The following is a 23,262-nucleotide window of genomic DNA, read 5'->3' as shown; positions in this document are numbered from 1 at the left end:
GGAGTAGATGGCCTGGATCGAACACGGCCAGCCGTGACTCCGCCCATACGATGACCGTGTGACAGCCCGCCGCACCCTTGGCTCCGGCCCCCAGGCCGCGCACACCATCCGCGCCGCCCAGGCCGACCTGATTGGGGGTGCCGCAGGCGATGAGCAATCAGGGCATCTTCGCCAGCACCTACCACACCGGCCGCTTCACGAAGGTATCGGTGGCGTGCGGCCGGCTGATCCCTGCCGACAGCTCGTTCAGGTGCCGGGTGACCGGGGCCAGCCGGTGGTCCGGGGGAAGGGCGAGTGCGCCCGCCACCTCCCCGGTGGCGAGGTGGGCCGCAGCCTGGCTGATGTGGATCTGCGCCATGGTGCCGTACGCCCTCACCCGCTGCACCGACAGCAGCGCCGCCGCGTAGTTCTCCTGACGACCGGGCTGGCAGGCGAAGATGCCGCCCGCCTCGTCACCGTCCGTGGCCGTATTGCGGGCGTCCTCGGCACGGCCGAGTGCGGCCAGGGCCTCCTGCTCGGCGCCCAGCTCCGACCATGCGTCCGCCTCCTGGCAGGCCAGGCAGAGTGATCACAGGACTTCGCCGTCCTCGATCAGTGGCTGCGGAGGGCTTGACGTTCTCCGCAGCTGCCCACGTGAAGCCGTCTGACGGTTACTCGCTCCGCCACGGTGGCGGGTCAGATGATCTTGCGGGCGGACAGCGGACTGGAGCCGGGAACGGCCCGTATGCCGGGCACGTTGTCGCTGCGGAGTCTGGCGGTCACCGCGCCGGAGCTGATCTCACCGGCCTCGTACTGACTGGTGCGAGCTGCCACGATCTGCGCGACCGTCAGGACGTGCCCGACCGGGAGACCCGCGAAGGCCTCGCGCATGTGGAGGGCGACGTCACGGCGGGCCTGGGGCACCTTGACCATCGCCGGCCTGTCGGCGGGTGTGCTCGTCCGTGCCGCCGGTCCGGAGGCCGAGAGAGGTGCGACCGGAAGAGCGGGCGCGCCTCCCTCCGGGCGCTGCCAGCGCCTGCAGAACGCCTCCGTCAGATGGTCCGCCCGGGCCAGGATGGTGTCCTCGTCCCACCGCGCGGCCAGAGAACGGTTCAGGGACAGCGCGCTGTGCTGGAGGATCTCGGCGCGCTTGCGCTCCCAGGGGCCGTTGGAGACCGCCGGGTTGAGCTTGCCGGTGAGCAGGGTCAGGTTCCCCAGGGTATGGACGAGTGCCTCCCGGCGCTGATGAGCCTCCACGGTCTCGCGGCCCGCGTCGTCGGGAAGCGGCCAGTGTGCCTCCCAGGACTGGGGAAGCAGGTGCTCGATCGTCAGTTCCCCGTCATGGACGATCCGCTCGGTCTTGCCCGAGTACAGCGTGGCCTCCAGCTCGGCCAGCACCATCCGCAACCGAGCGCGGGTGAGGTGCTTGTACAACGGTTGCGAGCGGAAGACGTACCGGATGTCGTGATCGCGGGGCCAGTAGCCGGAGTCGGCGTCCTGCCGCAGCAGGAAGTCGGTCACCACCGCCGGGTCGTCCTTGGCCTTCAGTTCCTTGAGCAGCTCCAGGAAGAGCCGGTTGTAGTTCTTCGTCGTCAGGCGGCAGACCGTGCGGCGCACCAGGTAGGAGTCCAGGGCCCTCATCGCATCGGCCCGGTCGTCCTCGTCGAAGCGGGTGACCAGCCACAGCAGCACGGGCAGAGCGGTGTTGGCGTCCAGCACGCCGATGGTGCGCAGGACCCGGCCCTCCGGAGTGGCAGGCTGCTCCTCAGCCGTCAGCCGCCGGTAGGCGCCTGCCCGGTCCACCATGCGCCGCATCAGGTCGACCAGGGGCATCCCGGAGTCCGCGACGTACCTGCGGAAGGTCAGGAACAACTCGGGAGCCAGCACCTCCTCGGCGAGCTCGCAGGTCAGATACTGCGTGAGGAAGACATCCAGCCGAGGGCGCTTCAGCCTTCCCTGCCGCACCTCCTTGCGCCAGTCGGGCGTCTCCAGCGGGGCCCACACGTCCCGGTAGAGCTCCTCCACCGGGAGCCTCTGTTCCTCCGCCTTCTGGAAGACGAGGTTCTTGACGAGGTCGGAGGCCTGCAGCGGAGTGCCACGGTCGTTGAGCGCTTCGAAGATGACCTGGGCGTTGTCCTCGGGCTTGAGGTCGATGACGACGAGCTCGAACTTGTCGCGCACCACGCGCACCAGGGCGTCGAAGCCCTCGTCTACCGTGCTCTCGTACGTCAGCTCCTGTGCCCACTCGACGGTGCGGTCGCGGAAGAACCAGTACGCCCGGACGATCGTCGAGGCGCCCGGAGCGGCAGGGGCCGCGACATCGGCGGCCCGTCGCAGCCGGCCATCCACGATGTCGCGGAAGGACGCGCGGTCGATGTGGGTGGGCCACACCTTGTAGAGGGCGTGCGGGTCGTCGGCCATGTCGTCGTCGTTGGCGGTGAGCTTGGCGAGCGCGCGCACGTACCTGGCGTCGACGTCGAGTTCCCTCGCCACGTCGCGGATCGCCGCGAGGAGGACCTGCAGCGTCGTCAGCCGTTGCTGGCCGTCGATGACCTGCCGGGCGGGCATCGCCCCCGTGGGGGTCGGCATCTGATCCAGCACCACGGCGCCGAGGAAGTGCGGATGGACCTCGTCCCCCGCCAGCCTCCGTCGGACCAGAGCGGTGACGTCCTCCCACAGCGGACGCCAGTTCCTGTCCTCGGTCCAAACGTACGGCCTCTGGAAGACCGGTACGACAAGACGCTGGTCCGGTCCGAACAGTCCGCGCAGCGTCATCGATGCCGCATCCACCGCTGCTCCCCGTCTCTCGTCTCCCCGCCTGCCCCGCCGACCGGGTCAAGCACTCAGCGGAGAACGGCCGGATGCACCCCTGCCTGACTCCCGCTGCTCCCTTTGCTCAGGCCTGAAAGGCCGTCAAGATCCTACCGAGCGAGACCGCTCCCCGCAGGGCCGTGACGACGCCTTCTGACGGCGCCGATGGCCCAGTGCCGGTCGAGGAACGCGGGGAGCTACGCGTCCTGGCCGCGAAGCATGGCAGCATCCGAGGACAGGCGCTCAACCCACGCGAGTCCCTGCGCCTCATCGAGAAGTGGGATTCCAAGGAACGCGGCGGACTCCAGCTCGCCTTCCCCCGGAGCGCATGGTCCGGTTTCGTCCCGGGTCTGGAGCGGGGCCGGATCTGATCCGTCCGCCCGAGGCCACAACACCCGGCCTCGCGGTCCAGTTCCTCCCCGGCGGCGCCGGCGGAACCCTCCGGTACCCGCCACCGGCGGCCGACGACGACCTTTTCGCCCGTTGAAGGACGGGATGGGGGGCCCGCCGGTTCAGCCGTGGGACTAGGGTGTGGGTCCGGTGGAGGCCGCTCGGGGGATGCGCGGCGGGCGAGAGGATACGCACGGTTCATGAACGGGGTGCCCGGACAGATCGGCCGGTACGTGGTCGAGCGGGAGCTGGGCTCGGGGGGAATGGGCGAGGTCTACCTGGCTTTCTCGCCCGCCGGCGATCCGGTCGCGGTGAAGCTGATCCGCTCGGACCGGCTGGACCCGGTCGCGCGTGCGCGCTTCGAGAAGGAAGCGCTCATCGCCAGGACCGTCGTGGGGACGAACCGAGTCGCCCGTTTCCTGGACGCCGACCCCTACGCGGAACGGCCGTGGCTGGCCATGGAGTACGTGCCCGGCCAGACGCTGCTGTCGTACGTGGACGGGAACGGCCCGTTGTCCGCTCCACTGGCGGCCAGCCTCGGCGCCCTGCTGGCGGAGGGGCTCCAGGCCGTGCACGCGGTGGGGCTGCTCCACCGGGACCTGAAGCCGCAGAACGTCATGCTCGGGACCTACGGCCCGATCCTGATCGACTTCGGCCTCGGTGCGTTCCTCGATACCGCCAAGGACACGCTGTCCCACAGCGGAATGATCATCGGCACCGTGCGCTGCATGCCGCCAGAGCAGGCTCAGGGGCGGACAAAGGTCAAGGAGTCCGCCGATGTGTACGGCCTCGGCACGGTGCTGCTGTACGCGGCCACGGGGCACTACCCCTATGACGGGGCGCGCTGGGAGGCGATCGTCGGGCAGGTCGCCAACGCCGACCAGGCTCCGGACCTGAGCGGCCTCCCCCAGATCCTGGAGCCGCTGATCGGCTCCATGCTGGCCCACGACCCGGCCGACCGGCCTTCCCTCGATGCGGTGATGGCCGGATGCACGAGCGTGCTGTCCGAGGCGGGGCTGTCTCCCATGGCGGCACGGCACGCCCTCATCGACGCCACCGCGACGGACGTGGAGGAGCCGGCTCCCGGGAACGAGCCACCCTCGGCGGTGTGGAGGCGAATGGCCGCGCAGGCGGTCGAGCTCGGTGAGGACGAGCCGGACAGCCCTCTGGACGGTCCCCCACCGGCCGCACCGGACCCGGTCACGGCGGGCGCGGAAGACGGAGGAGACGGGGGAGACACGGAGAACGCCGCCGGGACCGTCGGAGTCGAGGAGTCGCCCGACTCACCGGCGGGCAGCACGGCGCCCTCCGCCCCGGCGGCCGAGGCGCCCGTGCCCGTACCCCGCAGGCCGGGACGGCCGCCCGCGTCGCTGCGCGTGGCCGAGGAACTGCGGAGCCGGTACGCCGCGCAGCCCGGCCTCTGAGGCCGGCCTGCTGGTGACGCCGTGGGGGCGGTGTCCGTGGCACGCGGTACATGTAGGCAGCATTGATACGGACGGACCGTGCACGACGGCGGCGGTCCAGGAAGATCGGGGCGGGAAGTGGAGCAGGACGTGACCACCGTTGCGGGGGCCGGTGACGGCCAGGGCGTGCTCGAGGTGGTGAGCGAGGACGGACTCGCCCTCGACGCGTCGGGGGACGTGGCACGGCCGGCCGGCGGGGCGGTCTCCTACGCGCCGGGGGCCCAGGTCCGCATCCGTGACGAGCAGTGGCTCGTCCGCAAGGTCGCGCCCACGGCGCGGGACGGCTGGATGGTGGAGGTCACCGGCGTCTCCTCGTTCGTGCGGGGAACCGACGCCGTCTTCTACAGCCTGCTCGACGACATCCAGGTGCTCGACCCGCGGAAGACCGAACTGGTCCCCGACGGCTCCCCCAACCACCGCAAGGCCCGCCTCTACCTGGAGGCGGTGATCCGCAAGACGGCGCTGCCCCAGACCGAGCACGGGCTCGCGCTGGCCGACGGTTTCCTCATGGACCGCCAGACGCACCAGTTGCGGCCGGCGGAGCTCGCCCTCTCCATGAAGAACCCGCAGCCCCGGGTCCTCATCGCCGACGTGGTGGGGCTGGGCAAGACGCTGGAGATCGGCATCCTGCTGGCCGAGCTGATCCGCCGCGGGCGGGGCGAGCGGATTCTCGTCGTCACACCCGCGCACGTCCTGGAGCAGTTCCAGCGCGAACTGTGGACCCGGTTCTCGATCCCCCTCGTCAGGCTCGACTCCACGGGCATCCAGCGCATCCAGCAGGACATCCCCGCCGGGCGGAACCCGTTCGCCTACTTCAAGCGGGCGATCATCTCCGTGGACACGCTCAAGAGCGATGTGTACGCCCACCACCTGGACTCCACCGAGTGGGACGCGGTCGTGATCGACGAGTCGCACAACCTGGTCAACCGCGGCACGAAGAACAACGACCTCGCCCGCCTGCTGGCCCGCCGCACCGACGCGCTGATCCTCGCCTCGGCGACTCCGCACAACGGCGACGCCGGGTCGTTCGCCGAGCTGATCGGGATGCTGGACGAGGCGGCGATCGCGAACCCGTCGGACTACGACGTGAAGGACCTCGACCACCTCTACATCCGGCGCACCAAGACGGACAAGGAGGTGCGGGACTCCCTCAAGGGCGTGTGGGCCGACCGCGGCCCGTCCGAGCCGGTCCCCGCGCAGGCCACCGAGAAGGAGCGCGCGGTCTTCGAGGAACTGGCCGCCCGCTGGATCCCGCGTGATCCCGCCGCTTCCTCGGTCTGCGCCGACCCGCTCGCCGCCTACAACTTCCTCAAGGCCTTCCTCTCCTCCCACAAGGCGCTCCAGAAGTCGCTGGAGGCGCGACGCCGCTACCTGGCGGGCCCCGCGAAAGGGAAGAAGGGCGAGGACCCAGCCGCCCGCGAGGCCGCGCTCAAGGTCGAGCGCGAGGCGATCGTGGAACTGGAGCGGCTGGCCGGCGAGCTCGGGGACGAGGACTCCGCGAAGCTGGACGCGCTGGTCGAGCAGCTCAAGAAGATCGGTGTCGGCCCGGGGTCGGACACCCGCGTCGTCATCTTCTCCGAGCGCATCCCCACGCTGACCTGGCTGGCCGAGGCAGTTCCGGCCCGGCTCGGGTTCCAGAAGAGCGGCACCGTCGAGGCGGGTGAGAAGAAGGACCGGCCCTGGCTGGCGTACGGCGGGGCGGTGCAGGTGATGCACGGCGAGGCCACCAACGAGGACGAGCAGAAGCGGATCGTCGAGAAGTTCGGGCTGCGCGACGACCCCGTGCGCATCCTCCTCACGGGCGACGTCGCCTCCGAGGGCGTCAACCTCCACCAGGAGTGCCACCAGCTCATCCACTACGACCTGCCCTGGTCGCTGATCCGCATCGAGCAGCGCAACGGCCGCATCGACCGCTACGGGCAGAAGGAGAAGCCGCAGTTCCGTGCCCTGGTCCTCACCAGTGACGTGGAGTGGCGGCGTGCTCCGGAGACCGGGGAGGCCCTGCCGCTCGACGACCGGCTGGTCGGCGCCAAGCTCCTCGCACGCGAGGAGGAGGCGCACCGGATCGACGGCTCGGCCGAGGCGGTGACCGGTCTGTACCGGGCGCAGGAGGAGGAGAACCGCCTCACGCGGGACCTGCTCGCCGGCCGCACTGTGGAGGAGTCCATCAAACAGTCCAGCGGCGGCTCCTCGTCGCTGCTCAGGAAGATGATGGGCAACATCGGGTCCAGGTCGGCCCAGGACGAAGTGGCGTCCGCGACCGTCCCGAGCGTGTTCCGCTCGACCTCCGCCTACTTCGAGGAGGCGCTGCGCCAGATCTGCCCGACGGGGCCGGACAACGAGCTGAAGCTGCGCCACGAGGACGACGGCACTCTCGCGTTCGAGCCGCCGGCCGACCTGCAGTACCGCTTCAAGGCGCTGCCCAAGTCGTACCTGACCGAGCAGCACATCCTGCCCACGAGCAAGGCTCCCGGGCGGCTGCGCATCACCTTCGACAAGGGGCTCGGGGAGAAGCGGCTGAGGGCGGCCCGCGAGTCGTCCAAGACCCAGTGGCCCAACGTCAGTTACGTCTCGGACGTGCATCCCGTCCTGGACTGGGTGACCGACAAGGCGCTCGCGTCCCTGCGGCACGACGAGGCGTTCGTCCTCGCGTACAGCGCCGACTCCGTCGCGGCGGCCAAGCTGGACCCGCGCCTGCCGGCGGAGCTGACCGGGCCGGTCTGTCTGGTGCAGGGCATCCATTCCAACGCCGTGGGCCGCCCCACCGTGGTGGAGTGGATGGCCGTCGTCGGGCTGCCCGACGCGCCCCGGGTCGTGCGCATGGACGCCGCCTTCCTCGCCGCGTGCGGTGTCGGACCGAAGATGCCCGGCCGCGCCGTGTCCGAGGAGGAGCGCGAGGCACTGCAGCGGCTCGTCCCCCAGGCGGTCGACGAGGCCACGCGGTACCTGCGCGCGCGGGAGGCCGAGTACGCGCGGCGGATCGACGACATGCTCGCCCCGTACGAGAAGCGTGTGACGCGGTGGCAGCAGGACGCCCTGCTCGCCTCGGCCCGCACGGCGAAGGACCGCAACGACGTGAACCTCACGGCGAGCCGCCGCAAGACTCTCATCAAGTCGCTGAAGACCTCGGGGGCGCCCATGCTGCGTCTGCTCTGCGTCCTGCAGCCCCTGTCCACCGCCGCCGCTGGGGAGACCACCCGATGAGCACCGACTTCGACTCCTTCTCCAACCGCGGCGAGTACCTGTCCGCCCACTACTTCGCCGAGCAACTGGGCCAGGACCTCAAGAAGGGCCTTCTCGCCACCTGGACGGTCCGGGAGACCGACGAGAAGGACCCGCGTCCCACACCGAGGGAGATGCTGCGCGCCCTGCGCGGCACGTACCTCTCGGAGGAGTACCGCAACTTCTTCGCCGAACGCGCCAAGCTGGACGCCGAGGACGATGCCGATGAGAACAGCGCCGCCGCCGGAGCCCGCCTCAACACCTACAACGACGGCGACTGGCGCGAGCGGCTCAGCGCCTGGCACGACAAGGTACTGGCGGCCCTCGGCTTCGCCGGCGCCCCCGAGCGGCGCCGGCTGACCGTCCACCGCGCCGGGCGCGAGCACACCGTGACCACGGCCTGGCACGGCGACGGCATCGTGGCCCTCGAGTGCGGCTGGGCCGCCGGCAACGACACGGCCCTGGACGCGGACGGCCCCGGCCGCCTGCCGCACCCGCTGCGGGTGAGCGGCAGCGAGGTCTACGAGAGCGGCCAGTCCCTCGCCACCTGGCTCTTCCAGAGCGAACTGGGCGAGCCGGGCGGGGAGCCACCTCGCTTCGTGCTCCTGCTGTGCGGCGGCGTGATCGTCCTGGCCGACCGCCAGGTGTGGGGGGAGGGCCGCTTCCTCGCCGCCAACCTGGACGCCGCGCTGGAACGCAACGACCGCAAGCAGGGCGGCGAACTGGCCACCATCGCCGCCCTGTTCAGCCACGAGCTGCTCGCCCCCGCCGAGGACGGCAAGGGGCCGGGCATCGACGCCCTGGTCAAGGCCTCCCGCGACAACGCGGTCGGCGTCTCCGGGGAGCTGCGCGAGGGACTGCAGCGCTCGGTCGAGATCATCGCCAACGAGGTCCTCGCCCGGCTGAAGGAGGCCGGCGTCGAGCCCCGGCAGATCGAGGACCCGAAGCTGCCGTTCGCCAAGGAACTCACCCGCGAGTCGCTGCGCTACCTCTACCGCATTCTGTTCCTGCTCTACGCCGAGGCCCGCCCGGAGCTGGGCATCCTGCCCGCCGACGACGGCACCTACGAGGCCGGGTACTCGGTGGCACGGCTGCGGGAGCTCGTCGAGCGCGACGAGCAGCTCGTCGAGGAGGAGGCGAAGAACGGCCACCATCTCTTCGCCTCCCTCGACGTCCTGTTCAACAAGGTCAACCACGGCCACCGCCCGTACGGCACCGAGCCCGACGACGACCTCCCGGACGACGACGAGGAAACCCGCAAGCTCAAGGCCAAGCGGCGCAGCGAGGACCGCGGCCTGCGCTTCGAGCCGCTGCGCAGCGAACTCTTCGAGCCGAAGTCCATCCGGCTGATCGGCCGGGGCGTCCTCGACCCCCGCAGCGACGAGGAGACCGAGCCGAAGTGGCTGGACCTGCGGCTGCGCAACAGTGCCCTGCACGAGGTGCTGCGGCTGCTGACCATGAAGAAGGCCAAGCGGCGCGGGGAGCGCGGCGGTTTCATCTCCTACCGCAACCTCGGCATCAACCAGCTCGGCGCCGTGTACGAGGGCCTGATGTCGTACACCGGCATCATCGCCGAGGAGGAGCTGTGCGAGGTCGCCAAGGGCGGTGACCCGGAGAAGGGCTCCTGGCTGGTGCCCGCGCACCGCCGGATGGAGTATCCGGAGAAGACCTGGGTCCTGTACGACGAGCACGACGCGGTGAAGGGCCTGCGCGGGCCGAAGAAGTACAAGGTGGGAGAGTTCGTCTACCGGCTGGCCGGCCGCGACCGCGAGACCTCCGCCTCGTACTACACCCCCGAGTCGCTGACCAAGGTGACCGTCGAGCTGGCGCTCAAGCACCTCCTCGACCAGGAGCGCGACGAGAACGGCGAGACCGTCCGGACGCGGGCGGCCGAGCTGCTGAAGTACAAGATCTGCGAGCCCGCGCTGGGCTCCGGCGCGTTCCTCAACGAGGCGATCAACCAGGTCGCCGAGGAGTACCTGCGCCGCCGCCAGGACGAACTGGGCGTCTCCCTGCCTGCCTCGTCCGCGCTGACGGAGAAGCAGAAGGTCAAGGCGTACGTCGCCCTGCACAACGCGTACGGCGTCGACCTCAACGCCACGGGCGTGGAGCTGGCGGAAGTCTCCCTCTGGCTCAACACCATGCACCCGGGGATGCGGGCCCCGTGGTTCGGACTGCACTTGCGGCGCGGCAACTCGCTGATCGGCGGACGGCGGGCGGTGTACGCGGGCGAAGACGTCGTCTCCCCGGCGAAGGCCTGGCTCGCGGCGAAGAACACGCTCGCGCCGACCCCGCTGCCGTTCCTCAAGGACGGCGAGCCGCAGCCGCTGCCCGCCGACGCGGTCCACCAGTTCCTCCTGCCGAGCCCCGGGTGGGCGGCCGTGACCGGCTCCAAGGAGGCCAAGGAACTCGCCAAGGACGAGGTGGCGCGCCTGGCCGCCTGGAAGAAGGGCATCCTCCAGCGACCGAAGCGCAGCACCGCGCACCTGAACAAGGACGGCACGCCCAAGCTCGACAAGGCGGGCAGGCCGAGGCGTGAGGCCTCCTCCCAGTTCACGCGGCTGCGGGACGCGGCCAAGCGGGCGGAGTTCCTGTGGACGCTCGTCATCAAGCGCATGCGGCTCTCCGAGGCGGCGATCGCCCGCAAGATCGACGTATGGGGCGCCGAGCCTGGCGACCCCGAATACGACTTCCTGCGCACGGCGGCGGGCGCGGTGCCGAAGGAGCAGGTCATGGCCGACCTGTTCGAGGCCACCGAGACGCCGTATTGGCGCCTGAAGAAGGTCATGGACGCGTGGTGCGCGTTGTGGTTCTGGCCGGCGGACAAGGGGTCCCTGCTGGACGGCACGGACGGGGCCTACGACGACACGGTGCTGGCGGTGGCCTCGGCCAACGCGCTCGGTGACCTGCTGGGGGTGCCGCTGGTCGGCGGGGCGGCGAACGGGGGCGGCGAGAGCAGCGAGGGCACGACGGCGGCGGTCCCGGAGCCGCGCTTCACCGAGCAGACCATGCTGTTCGCGTCGGGGCCGACGCCGGAGACGCTGGTGTCCGCAGCGGCGGAGGACGAGCCGCTCATCGCCCTGCAGGCGGTGGAGGCGAGTGGCCAGTCCAGGCGCGGTGCGCCGAAGCAGTCCAAGCAGCGGACGTGGCGGGACACCATTCCGCTGGTCGAGCTGGACGACTGGCTGGACTTTCTCGAGGCCCTCCTGGGCACCGTGGACCCCGACGAGCAGAACCTGGTCACCGAGTTCGACAACCTGGACGCGCTCAAGGACTTCGAGAAGAACCTCCCCCACCTGATGGGGATGGACCTCGCGGACCCGGAGATCCGCTTCCCCTGGATGCACACGGTCACCAACATCGCCGAGGAACAGGGCTTCCTGCACTGGGAACTGGACTTCGCGCTGGTCTTCGCCCAGGGGGGCGGGTTCGATCTGCAGGTGGGGAATCCTCCGTGGGTGCAGCCAGAGTGGAAGGAGAGCCCTGTACTCGCAGAGCACCAGCCGTGGTTCATGCTGACGGAGAAGCCGCCGACGTCTGAGAAGAGCAAGCGCCGGGCGGCAGAAATCGCAAAGCCTGAGGTAGCCGCCTACCTGCTGCAGGAAGTCACTTCGACAGCCACGGTCGCCAACTATTTGGCGGCTTCGCAAACATATCCGCTCATCTCGGGGAGCCAGCCAGACCTCTACCGCGCCTTTATGTGCCAGGTGTGGGATCACGCGTCAGCATGGGGAACGACAGGGCTGGTTCACCCTGACAGTCACTTCATCGGCGAAAAGGAAGGCACACTGAGAGAAGCCGCCTACCGCCGACTTCGCATACACGGCGACTTCTTTAACCCAGGGCATCGCTTCTTTCAAAAGCCAGTGGGCGAGTCCAGCCACTTCGGCGTGCACGTGTACGGGCGCCAGCAGGATATCGAATTCCAGCACCTGTCCTGGCTGGTGTCGGCAGACACCTTGCGCCTCTCTGCCGAGCATGACGGCAGCGGTGAGGTGCCCGGCATCCGTTACCGCAACGGCGAGTTCGACGAGCGTCCACACCGGTCGCGGGTTGTCCACGTTGACACGAACCTGCTGACCGTCTGGCAGCGTCTATTGGACGAAGAAGGCGGGCCGGTGAATCGAGCCCGCCTGCTTTTTCCCTTGAGCACGGCGGAAGCCAGTGCGATTGGCGCACTGGCGGACTATCCGTTGCGACTGGGCTCTCTCTCGCCGCAGATCAGCGCTGGCTATCACGAAAGCGGAGCAAAGAAGGATAACCTAATCGACTACAACCGGCCTGACCCTTCCACTGGCCTGGAGTTTGAGCCGGATCGCTGGCGTCATGTGATCCTCAAGGGAACACAGATCAGCGTCGCAACACCTATTTTCAAGCGCCACGACGCCAACAGCAACGACCCGTACGGGGCTGACCTCGTTCGGATCCCATTGGACTTCGTAGCAGACACCGAATATGTGCGAGCAAACGGACGAAATCAAGAATTTTTGGCAGCCCAGGATCGGTGGGTCGATCACCGCACTCTTGCATCTCTTCGATCTAACGAGAAGGCGCTAGAGCGCGCCCGTCAGCAGGTCGCTCGGGCCGAGCATGTGCCTCTGGGGCAAGCTGAGCCTTCCAAAGTCGATGCGGTGCTCGCAGAGCGAGCGAGGAGGCGGTACGCAACATTCCACCGATTGGCTTGGCGTCGTCAAGTCGCGCCCGACACCGAGCGTGCTCTTTATGCAGCCCTGGTACCACCAGGCACGACGCACATCGACGCGGTGCACAGCCTGGCGATGCCGGACCTCCAGCTGACCGCCCTGGTGGCTGGATTCTGGGCCTCGCTGCCCCTGGACTACTTCCTGCGGGCTACAGGACGTGGCGACCTCCGCGTATCGGGAGCCAAGGCCACTCCCGCTCCCACCCTCAAGCATCCCCTTGCCTCCGCCCTCCTCCTCCGCACCCTCCGCCTCAACTGCCTCACCACCGCCTACGCCGACCTCTGGAAGGAGCTGTACGACCCCACCTGGCCCACCCACGCCCCCTGGGCCCTCCCCTGGCCCGGCCTGCAGCCCCTCCACGACGTCACCCCCAACTGGCACCGTGACACCCCCCTCCGCACCGAACGCGCTCGCCGCTCCGCCCTCGTCGAGATCGACGCCCTCGTGGCCGTCTGGCTCGGCATGGACGCCGACGCGCTGATCGCTGCCTACCGTGGCCGCTTCCCCGTGCTGCAGAAGTACGAGGCTGTGACCTGGTTCGACGCCGAGGGGTGGAAGCTCGCCGGCAACGCCCGCACCATCGGTCAGCGGCAGACCAAGGAGACCTGGGGCCAGTTCCAGGCCTACCTCGCCGACCCCGACAACGCCCCCGTCCCCGACGGCTACACCACCCCCTTCCACAAGGCCGACCGGGAGAAGGAGATGCGCGAGGCGCACGCCTACTTCCAGAAGCGGCTGGACGAGGCCATCGCCCGGGGTGAGTGGGACCCGGTGAAGCAGGAGGTTCCCAACCAGTGAGGCCGACGCTCGAGGCGCAGGGGCTCAAGGAGAGCCTGCTGCAGTACCTGTCGACGACGTACGCGCTGACCGACGAGGGCGCCCGGGAGTCGCTGCACCGGTTCCTCGGGGACGAGACGTCCGGGATGTTCCGGGGGCCGTTCCTGCGGATACGCACACCGTTCACGCGGGCCGGCGACTCCTGGAAGGAGCTGCTGGACTGGCGGCGGACGGACGACTGGACCCCGTACGCCCACCAGGCCAGGGCGTTCGAGCGGCTGTCGTCGGCCGGCGGCCGCACCCCACGGCCGACGCTCGTCACGACCGGCACCGGCTCCGGCAAGACGGAGTCGTTCCTCTACCCGGTCCTGGACCACTGCGCCCGCGAGCGCGACGCGGGCCACAACGGCGTCAAGGCCGTGTTCCTGTACCCGATGAACGCGCTCGCCACCGATCAGGCGCAGCGCATCAACGACCTGCTGTGCACGCACGACGCGGACCTCGGCAAACTCCGCGCCGGCCTGTACATCGGCGACCGGGCGGAGACGACGTACGACCGGGTGTACACCCGCCGTTCCGACATGTGGGTGTCGCCGCCGGACATCCTGATCACGAACTACAAGATGCTGGACCTGCTCCTCCAGCGCTCCCAGGACGCCGCGCTGTGGAACGGCGCGGACATCCGGTACGTCGTCGTGGACGAGTTCCACACCTACGACGGTGCCCAGGGCACCGACGTGGCGATGCTGCTGCGGCGCCTGGCCGCCGCCGTCGGGGCGTCGGAGCCGGGGAACCCGCTGGGGCGGATCTGCCCGGTCGCCACGTCCGCGACGCTCGCGTCCGGTACGGACGGGGACGGGGTGCGTCAGCTCCTCGACGTCGCCACCCAGGTCTTCGGGGCCCGGTTCACCGAGGACGCGATTATCGGTGAGGACCGGCAGAGCGTCGACGAGTTCATTCCGCCGGACGACTTCGACCCGTCGTTGCCGGACCCCTCCCCCGACGAACTGGCGCTACTGCCCGATCCGTCCCTCGGGAAGGCGGAGTTCGCCGATCTCGTCGAGACGGTGACCGGCACCCGGGACCCGGACCCGTTCCTGCTCGGCCGGAACCTGAAGCGGCAGACGCTCACCTCCGCCGTCATGCAGGCGCTCGACGGCGAGGTACGGACCACCGGCGAAGTGCTGGACCTGATGTGGCGCAGGGGCGCGCGGTCGTGGGGCAAGACGATCACCGAGCGGCCGGAGGTCGCCGCCTCCGCCCTCGCCCGGTTCGTCGCGCTGCTGGCGGTCGCCCGCGATCCGCAGTCCACGCCGGAGCACCCGCGGCCCCTGGTGCAGATGGAGGTGCACCAGTGGGCCCGCTCGGTCTCCCGCCTCGTACGCGGGGTGCTGCCGTGGCCGAAGGCGGAGTTCCAGTGGGACGCGGCCGGTGCGGCGGACCGGCAGAGCGACCGACACGCCCGGACGGCGCCGGTCACCACCGCGACGGCGGGCCAGGCCGCGAACCTGTTCCTGCCCGCCGTCTACTGCCGTGACTGCGGGCGTTCGGGCTGGGCGGTGTTCTCCCCGGAGACGGACGACACCCACGTCCAGGTCGACTCGCACAAGATCCGGCGGGCCTCGGTCAGCCAGGACAAGATGCGGGTGCGCAACCTGATCGCGGCGACGGATGCCGAGGCCCGCGAGGGCTCCGGTGCCGCTCCGATGGCGTCGGCCGGCCGCGGCACGGACGGCGGGCGGGCCGTCTCCGCGCTCTCCGCCGGCCGGGGCGGACAACTGCGCGTACTGGACGGGCCGAACCGGACACTGCGGCTGTCCGACCCGGTCAGGGACTACGAGCCCGGCTCCGGGAACCCCCGCCCGGCCACCGGCGACTCCGCCTTCGTCCTGGTCAACCTGGGCGAGACGGCGAACACGGCGGCCGAGGAGGACTGGTGTCCGGCGTGCGGGTCGCGCAACGCGATCCGCTTCCTCGGCACCGGCGCGGCCGCGCTCGCAGCGGCCTCGGTCACCCAGTTGTTCACGGGGGGTGAGCTGGACGAGGAGCAGGGCGAGGACAAGACGCTGATGTTCAACGACTCGGTGCAGGACGCCGCGCACCGGGCCGGGTTCGTCGCCTCCCGCTCGTACACCTTCTCCCTGCGCGCCCTGTTCAAGAAGCACCTGTCTCAGGAGCGTCCGACCGCGCTCAACGACCTGATCGCGGACGTCGTCGCGGCCACCACCGACCGTACGACGCTCGCCGCCGTCGTCCCGACCGACCTGCACGACATCCGGGGCGTCCAGCGGCTGCTGTCCGGCCAGGGACGCGGCGGCGACCTCCCGACGTGGCGCCTGATCGGTGAGCGTTTCGCGTTCGAGGCGCTGATGGAGTTCGGGTTCCGCTCCCGCAACGGCCGCACCCTGGAGCTGACCCGGACGGCGGCGGCCCAGGTGCGCATCGCGGACGTGGCCGCGGCGGTCGCGCTCGTGAAGGACGCGCACCTGGCCGAGGAGGGCCGGCGCGGCGGGCTGCCGCCCGTCGAGCAGGACGACGCCCGCTACCTCGCCTTCCTGCGGATCCTCCTGGAGCGGCTGCGCACCAGGGGCGCGATCGGCCACAAGTGGCTGGACGGCTACCTGAAGGAGGCCGGGACCAGCCGCTACTTCATCTGGGGCAAACGGCCGGTGGGCATGCGCGCCTTCCCCCGGGGTGTCGCGGCCCCGGTGTTCCTCCTCGACCAGCCCAAGGCCAACAGCGAGTTCGACTTCGCGACGGGGCGGCTGTCCTGGTACGAGCGCTGGGCACAGCGCTGTCTCGACCTGCCCCGCGAGCAGACGGCCGGCTTCTGGAACCGGATGCTGCCCGAGCTGGTTACGGCGGGGCTGCTGTCGGTTCGCACCCCGGCCGACAGCAGCCTGCGGGTGTACGGGCTGCAGCCGGGATCGGTCGACGTGCGGCTGCTCGCCGACGACGTCGTCAACGAGGCGTTCGTGCGCTGCCCGGTCTGCTTCTGGGAGCAGACGGTCCACCCGGAGTTGCTGGACCAGTGGCACGGGCAGCCGTGCCCGTCGTACCGCTGCCGCCGGGGCCGGCTGGTCGCCGGGAACCGCCCGGAGGAACTGGGCGTGCACCACCGAGACCGGAACTACCGGGACGACTACTACCGGCGGCTGTACCGCAAGGCGGGCACCTACCAGGTCGTCACCGCCGAGCACACCGGGATGCTCACCCGGCCGGAGCGGGAGCGAGTCGAGGCGGCGTTCAAGCACGGCAGCGGGTTCAAGGACCCCAACGTGCTGTCGTGCACGCCCACTCTGGAGATGGGCATCGACATCGGCGACCTGTCCGCCGTCGTGCTGGCCGCGCTGCCGCGCCGGCCCGCCAACTACGCCCAGCAGGTGGGGCGGGCCGGACGGCGGACGGGCAACGCGTTCCTGCTGACGATCCCCGACCGCAGCCGCCGCGACCTGTACTTCCTGGACCAGCCGCGCGAGATGATCGCCGGGCGGATCGTGCCGCCGGGCAGCCATCTGTCGGCGATCGAGATTCTGCGCCGCCAGTACCTGGCCCATCTGCTGGACCTGGCCGCGCGCGGGCGCCTGCCGCGCCCCGACGGCAAGCCCCTGGCCGCGATACCGGCCAGAGCCCCGGAGCTGTTCGGCCCCTCCGGCTACCTCGCCGACTTGGTCGAGGCAGCCCTCGCCAGTGGCGATCAGCTGGTCGACGGTTTCCTGGAGCTGTTCCCCGGCGGGGTGAGCGACCGGGCCCGGGCCGAACTGCGCGAGTACGCCACCCGCGGGCTGCGCAGCGCGACGGAGGAGGCCGAACGCCAGTGGCGGCGCGGCGAGGAGGTGCTGCGCCGCCGGCTGAAGCTGATCGGTGAGGCGCGCGACGAACTGCACGACAGCGACGACGAGCAGGCGCGCCAGAAGGCCGAACTGGACGCCGAGCACCGGTCGGTCGGCAAACGGCTGCTGTCCCTCGGGCTCACCACGGCCCAGCAGGCCTTGTGCGATCTCGGGCTGCTGCCGAACTACGCGCTCATCGACGCGGTGACCACACTGAACGCCACGCTCTACTGGCCGGAGGGCGTCGACGAGGAAACCGGCCGGGAGACGTACAAGTCCAAGCCGCGTGCCTACGAGCGGCCCCGCCGCTACGCGCTGTCCGAGTTCGCGCCGGGCAACACGTTCTACGTCAACGGCTACAAGCACCAGGTCACCGGCCTGGAGATCGGGACCGCCACCGATCCCGACTGGCGGCTGTGGCGGTTCTGCCAGGAGTGCGGATACGTGCGCACGGAAGACGCCGAGGCCGACCGCTCGCCGTGCCCGCGCTGTGACAGTGCCCGGATCGCGGACGACGGCTCCTGCCTGCACAAGGTCGTCGAGCCCGCCGTCGTCACCTCCCGGGACAAGCGGGAGGACGCCCGGATCAGCGACGACAAGGACGACCGGGAGCAGCGGTACTACACGGTGATCGACGCGGTCGACATCGCGAAGGAGGACATCGAGCCGAAGACGTCCTGGCGGCACGAGACGCAGACGTTCGGCATCGACTTCTGCCGCACGGCCGTCGTCCGGCGGGTGAACGTCGGCCCGATGCGGTTCGACGCGAAGGCGGAGGACGACTTCGCCGGGCACAGCGTGCGGATGGCGCCGTTCCACGTGTGCACGGGCTGCGGCGCGGCGACCGCGGACGGGCGGCCCGTCTTCGACCACGACACCGACGCCCTGGACTCCGCGGCAGCGCGCAACCCGAAGCTGAAGCACCACCAGCCGTGGTGCCCGCTGCGCCGGGGGAAGAACCCGCAGGAGGTGGCGCAGGAGCCGGTGCTGCTGGCGCACCAGTTGCGCACCGAGGCGCTGCGGGTGCTGCTGCCGGCCGCCACCGTCCTGGTCGACGAGAAGATCCACTCCTTCCGGGCGGCCCTGCGGCTGGGCGTCGACCAGCACTTCGGCGGTGACCCGCAGCACCTGGACTCGACGCTGGCGCGCATGCCCGACCACGGCACCGGTGAGACCCGGCACTTCCTGGTGCTCTTCGACCGCCTGCCGGGCGGCACCGGCTACCTGCACCGGCTCACCGACCCGGCACACTTCCGGGCGGCGCTCGCCGACGCGCGGCGGGCGCTGCTGACGTGCCCGTGCCGGGACGAGGGACGGCTCGCGTGCCACCGCTGCCTGCACCGCTACACCGAGGAGCGGCACCAGGACACCGTCTCGCGTCTCGAGGCCCTGGGGATCATCAACGACCTGCTGGGCCCGGTCGACCAGGACGGCGGGCCGGTGCTCGGCGAGGACGGGCGGCCCGTCGACCTGTGGAAGGTCGCCCATCTGCCCAGCACAGACTTGATCGGCCTGGACAAGCAGGTCGAGTCCGACCTGGAGGCCCGGTTCCTGGCCGCCCTGCGCACCTGGACCGGCCAGGAGCGGGACGCCGTACTGGAGGAGAGCAGCACGGCCAGCGGCTACCTGCGCTTCGGCCAGGGCACCAACTGGCGGCTCACCGCGCAGCGGGACATGGAGTACACCCGGACCGACTTCACCTTCGAGTCCACGGACGGTCCCAAGGAGTACGTCACCGTCTACCTCGACGGCCACCGCTACCACGCCACCCGCGCGCACAACCGGATCGCCGCGGACTGCGACAAACGCAACCGGCTGCGGGACAGGAACCACGTCGTCTTCCAGCTCACCTGGGACGACCTGGAGCTGTTCGAGAAGGGCGAGGCCGCGAAGGCCGAGCCGGTCTGGCCGCCATACCCGCGCAGCGCGCAGGACGCGGCCAAGGACTGGTACGAGGAGATGGGCGGCGCGCGCGCCGACTTCGCACAGGCCGTGTTCGCCAACCCCGTCGAGGCGCTCCTCGCCTACTTGCGCGACCCGGCAAAGGAGCGGTGGGGGCGCCGCGCCAGGGCCCTGGTGGCCGGCCTCATGGCCGAGCCCGCCGCCCTGGCCATGCAGGCGGACCGCCCCCAGACACGCCAGGCACTGCGATCGGCGCTCGACACGTACGGCGCGGGGCTCGAGCCGTCCGGGGAACCGGTCACGGGCGACGGAGCCGTTCTGGTGCTCCGGGCGAGCGACGCGTACGGGCTCCCGCTCCTCTTCACCGTCGACGCCAGCGACGGCGAGGATCCGCACGCGGTGCGGTGGAGCGCGCTGGCCGTGCTGGACGACCGTGACGAGGTCCTGGGCACCGACGCGCACAAGCTGCGCTGGCGGGCCTGGCTCTATTGGTCGAACCTGCTGCAGTTCCTCGCGTTCGCCGGCGGGGACGGTGTCCAACTGGCCGGCAGCCGCGCGGCCGCCTTCCCGGTCGACGTGCTGGCCGTCACCGGCGGCATCGGCGAACTCGACTCCCTCATCGCCGTGCACCGGCCGCGGGAGGCACCGACGGCGCAGGCGGCGGTGGCGCGGGAGGCGCCGCCCACCGGCGCAAGCGCGGTCGCCGAGGCGGAGGCCGGTGGCTCGGCGGCCGAGCGGGCCGTCGCCCGGCTGCTGCGCGACGCCGCCTGGGACGAGGAGATCCTTCCCCTGCTCGAGGAGGACGAGCCGGACTCGGCACTCACCCGGCTCGCCCGCGCGCTCGCCGAACACGGCAAGCGGGCCCCCGTCTTCGGCTTCGAACTCGGCGAACGCGGCTGGCCGGCCGACTTCGCCTGGCAGGACTCCGGCATACGGGTGGCCGTCGTCGCCGTACCGCACGGCGAGGACGACGAGGAGGCCCTGCGCCGCGACAAGGCCTACGCCGACGCGGGGTGGACGGCCCGTACGGCGGCCGGCTGGCTCGACGACCTCGACGCGCTCGTCGAAAGGCTCCCCGATGCCTCGTGAGCACCCGATACGAACGACTTCCCCGGTCGTGACGACCTTCGTGACTCCTACGGCCTCCGCAATTCCTACGACTCCCCGGCGACGGAAGGCAGCACTGATCCCATGACCGCCCGGCTCAGCCTGTATCAGAAGGCCGAACAGGAGCTGTACAAGCTCGACCGCTCGGTCAAGGGCAGGTTCTACGACTTCTGCCACCGCTTCCGCGAGGACCCGGACCACCCCGGCCTGGACCTCAAGCCCCTCAAGGGCGACGGCCGGGTCTTCCGCGCCAAGATCGACCAGTCGTACCGCGCCCTGCTGGCCAGGGCCGGTGTCGACGACAAGGGCCAGGAGAACTGGCTCGTCATCGCGGTGCGCCACCGCAAGCACGTCTACGAGGAACTCTCGGTCGCGATCAACCGGATCACCGGCGAGATCGAGTTCGTGGACCTCTCCGTGGTGGGCGAGAGCGTGCTGCGGCGCGCGGGCGTCACCCTCACCCCTACCGAACCCGAGCCCGCGCCCGCCCCGGAACCTGAGCTCGAGCCCGAATCCGCCCCGGCTGCCGCCGAGCCCCTACTCACCGGCATCACCGCGGACGACCTGCGGGACCTCGGCGTCGCCGACCAGCTCATCGACCTCGCGCTCGCCGTCACCGGCAGCGAGGAGCTCGACCAGATGGTCGCGGGCGCGCCCCTGCTGTCCAAGGACATCCTGTACGGGCTCGCCGCCGGCATGCCGCTCGACGAGGTCCGCAAGGAGATCACCGCCCCGGTCAAGGTCGACCTCGGCCAGGACTACGCGCAGGACCTCGGCGCCGCGCTCGCCCGCACCACCGTCACCACCATCGACGCCGACATCCAGGCCGCCCTGGAAGAGGGTGACTTCCGCGCCTGGAAGGTCTTTCTGCACCCCACCCAGGCCAAGCTCGTCCACCGCACCTACAGCGGTCCGGCCCGCGTCTCGGGCGGTCCCGGCACCGGCAAGACGATCGTCGCCCTGCACCGGGTCAGGCACCTGGCGCAGCATCTGCCGCCCGGACATGGCAGGCCCATCCTGCTGACGACGTTCACCAAGAACCTCACCACCGACCTGCGCGCCCGCCTCGCCTCGCTGATGGAGCCCGAGCTGCTCGCCCGCGTGGAGATCGCCCATATCGACCAGCTCGCCGCGCGTGTCCTCAGCGAGAACGCCGTCAAGGGCACGGCCCGGCAGCGCGTGTACGACAGCACCGCGCTCACCGTGCTGCGACAGCTCCTGCTCGAACTCGACGAGCGCCGCTGGGACGCCGAGTTCCTCCTCGAGGAGTGGGACCAGGTGATCCTCGGCCAGTCCATCAGCACCCGCAAGGCGTACTTCGACGCACGCCGCGCCGGCCGCGGCCGTTCCGTCACCCGCCCCGAACGCGCGCAGATCTGGAAGATCCTGGAGCAGTTCACGGCCCGCCTGGACAAGGAGGGACTGGAGACCTGGGGCCAGGCCGCCGAACGCGCCGCCCGCCTCGAGGCGGAGCGCGACGCGAAGATCAGGGCCCGGCAGGAGCACAAGGAGGCCGTCGGCGGCAAGGACCTCATCCACCGCGACGACGGCTCCGGCATGCGCTTCCTCCACCACCGCTACCGGCACATCGTCGTCGACGAGGCCCAGGACCTGCGCGCCGCGCACTGGAAGATGCTGCGCGCCATGGTCGCCCCCGGGCCCGACGACCTGTTCATCGCCGGCGACACCCACCAGCGCATCTACGACCAGCAGGTCACCCTCTCCACCGTCGGCATCAACATCCGGGGCCGCTCCTCCCGGCTCACCCTCAGCTACCGCACCACCAGGGAGATCCTCTCCCGAGCCCTGCGGGTGGTGGACCTCACCGGCAAGGATCTCGCCTACGACGACCTCGACGACAGCACCGACACCCTCGACGGCTACCGTTCCCTCCTGCGCGGCCCCGCGCCCGACCTGGTCAGCTGTGATTCCTGGGACGACGAACTCGACCGGCTCGCCACAGCGCTGACCGCCTGGCGCGAGGAGATCGCGACCGGCAACGGCGGCACCGGCCCGCGCCGCGACCCGCGCGGCAGCATCGCCGTGTGCGTCGCGGAACGGGACATGGTCAACCAGGTGATGTTCCACCTGGCCACCAAGGCGGGAATCACCGTCGCCGAGCTCACCAAGGACGGCCCCAAGGGAGACGGCGAAGTGCACGTCGGCACGATGCACCGCTTCAAGGGCCTCGAGTACCAGAAGCTCGCCATCGTCGGCGCCCGCGACGGCGTCATCCCCCGCACGGAGATCCTCGAGCGCTACCGCACCACCGACCCCCGCCGCTGCGCCCGCGAGGAACTCAGAGCCCGCTCCCTCCTCTTCGTGGCCGCGACCCGCGCCCGCGACGCGCTCCGCATCAGCTGGCACGACAGGCCGAGCCCTTACCTGCCGGTCTGAACCGCCTCTCGGCTCCGGAGCGGGCCGCGTCCGACGCCGGAGCGCACGAAACGCGGCCCACTGAATTGTGCGGGGGTCGGTAGAGGCTCGATCCTCTCAAGACGACCGGGCCCTCGATCCCGGCCTCACCGCAGGGTCGACAACACTCGAGGTGGGGCCGGCGTGCGGGAGGGGCCGACCGGAGCCGCTTCGGCGACGACGCCGGTGAGGTGAACTCTTCTGCCGCGGCGACTGCAGTGGGTTTCCTGGTGGTGTTCATGGTCATGACCGCGTGCCGTACGGACACGGCCGACTGTTGGTCCCTCCGCACGCGCTCGCCGGCGCGGCCCGGCTCGCCGAGCAATGGCCGCGCACTACGTGGCCTTCGGCGTGTTGCGGCTGGCGGGCGCCGACATCACCGACTGGCCGTACCGGCGCCGCAGGGCCGCATTGGAACACCTCTTCGCCGAGCGCAGGCTCACCGCGCGGTGGGCGCTGTGCCCGTCGACCACCGACCCGGCCACCGTGCGCGAGTGGCTGACGAGCTGGACACGGCCGTGGGGGGGGGGGGGGGGGGGGGGGGGGGGGGGGGGGGGGGGGGGGGGGCGGGGCCCCCCCCCCCCCCCCCCCCCCCCCCCCCCCCCCCGCCCCGCAGGTGCCGGCCCAGCAGCCGCAGCTCCGTCCAGGCCCCGTCGTCCG

8 protein-coding genes are annotated in these 23,262 nt (G+C 70.7%); 6 read left to right on the top strand and 2 right to left on the bottom strand.

Annotated elements, in window-relative coordinates; genetic code table 11:
* Positions 1-178 precede the first annotated feature (178 nt).
* Positions 179-385 carry a hypothetical protein gene (locus ACH4ZX_RS38030; protein WP_398283120.1) on the bottom strand — a complete coding sequence of 69 codons (207 nt, stop codon included), beginning with the start codon at positions 383-385 and terminating at the stop codon, positions 179-181.
* 290 nt (positions 386-675) lie between these two features.
* On the bottom strand, positions 676-2,769 hold the full coding sequence (locus tag ACH4ZX_RS38025) for a DUF262 domain-containing protein (protein WP_398283118.1): 2,094 nt from the start codon (positions 2,767-2,769) through the stop codon (positions 676-678).
* 194 nt (positions 2,770-2,963) lie between these two features.
* Between ACH4ZX_RS38025 and ACH4ZX_RS38020 the strand changes: the two genes are divergently transcribed.
* The 6 genes from ACH4ZX_RS38020 (at position 2,964) to ACH4ZX_RS37995 (ending at position 22,584) form a co-directional block, all read left to right on the top strand.
* Positions 2,964-3,161 carry a DUF397 domain-containing protein gene (locus ACH4ZX_RS38020; protein ID WP_398283116.1) on the top strand — a complete coding sequence of 66 codons (198 nt, stop codon included), beginning with the start codon at positions 2,964-2,966 and terminating at the stop codon, positions 3,159-3,161.
* A 219-nt stretch (positions 3,162-3,380) separates the two neighbouring features.
* On the top strand, positions 3,381-4,604 hold the full coding sequence (locus tag ACH4ZX_RS38015; protein WP_398283114.1) for a serine/threonine-protein kinase: 1,224 nt from the start codon (positions 3,381-3,383) through the stop codon (positions 4,602-4,604).
* Positions 4,605-4,733: 129 nt separating this feature from the next.
* Positions 4,734-7,847 (top strand): DEAD/DEAH box helicase, encoded by a 3,114-nt coding sequence (locus tag ACH4ZX_RS38010; protein ID WP_398283112.1) that lies wholly within the window; start codon positions 4,734-4,736, stop codon positions 7,845-7,847.
* Positions 7,844-13,366 carry a hypothetical protein gene (locus ACH4ZX_RS38005; RefSeq protein WP_398283110.1) on the top strand — a complete coding sequence of 1,841 codons (5,523 nt, stop codon included), beginning with the start codon at positions 7,844-7,846 and terminating at the stop codon, positions 13,364-13,366. Before ACH4ZX_RS38010 ends, ACH4ZX_RS38005 begins: the two co-directional genes overlap by 4 nt.
* Positions 13,363-20,169 carry a DEAD/DEAH box helicase gene (locus ACH4ZX_RS38000; protein ID WP_398283108.1) on the top strand — a complete coding sequence of 2,269 codons (6,807 nt, stop codon included), beginning with the start codon at positions 13,363-13,365 and terminating at the stop codon, positions 20,167-20,169. The genes ACH4ZX_RS38005 and ACH4ZX_RS38000 overlap by 4 nt, the downstream gene beginning before the upstream one ends.
* A 102-nt stretch (positions 20,170-20,271) precedes the next feature.
* The gene (locus ACH4ZX_RS37995) at positions 20,272-22,584 is read left to right on the top strand and encodes a UvrD-helicase domain-containing protein (protein WP_398283106.1); all 2,313 of its coding nucleotides are present in this window, start codon (positions 20,272-20,274) and stop codon (positions 22,582-22,584) included.
* Positions 22,585-23,262 lie beyond the last annotated feature (678 nt).

Source organism: Streptomyces sp. NPDC020490 (assembly GCF_044335305.1).
Taxonomy (GTDB): Bacteria; Actinomycetota; Actinomycetes; order Streptomycetales; family Streptomycetaceae; genus Streptomyces.
This window is presented reverse-complemented; position numbering and strand designations above follow the sequence as displayed.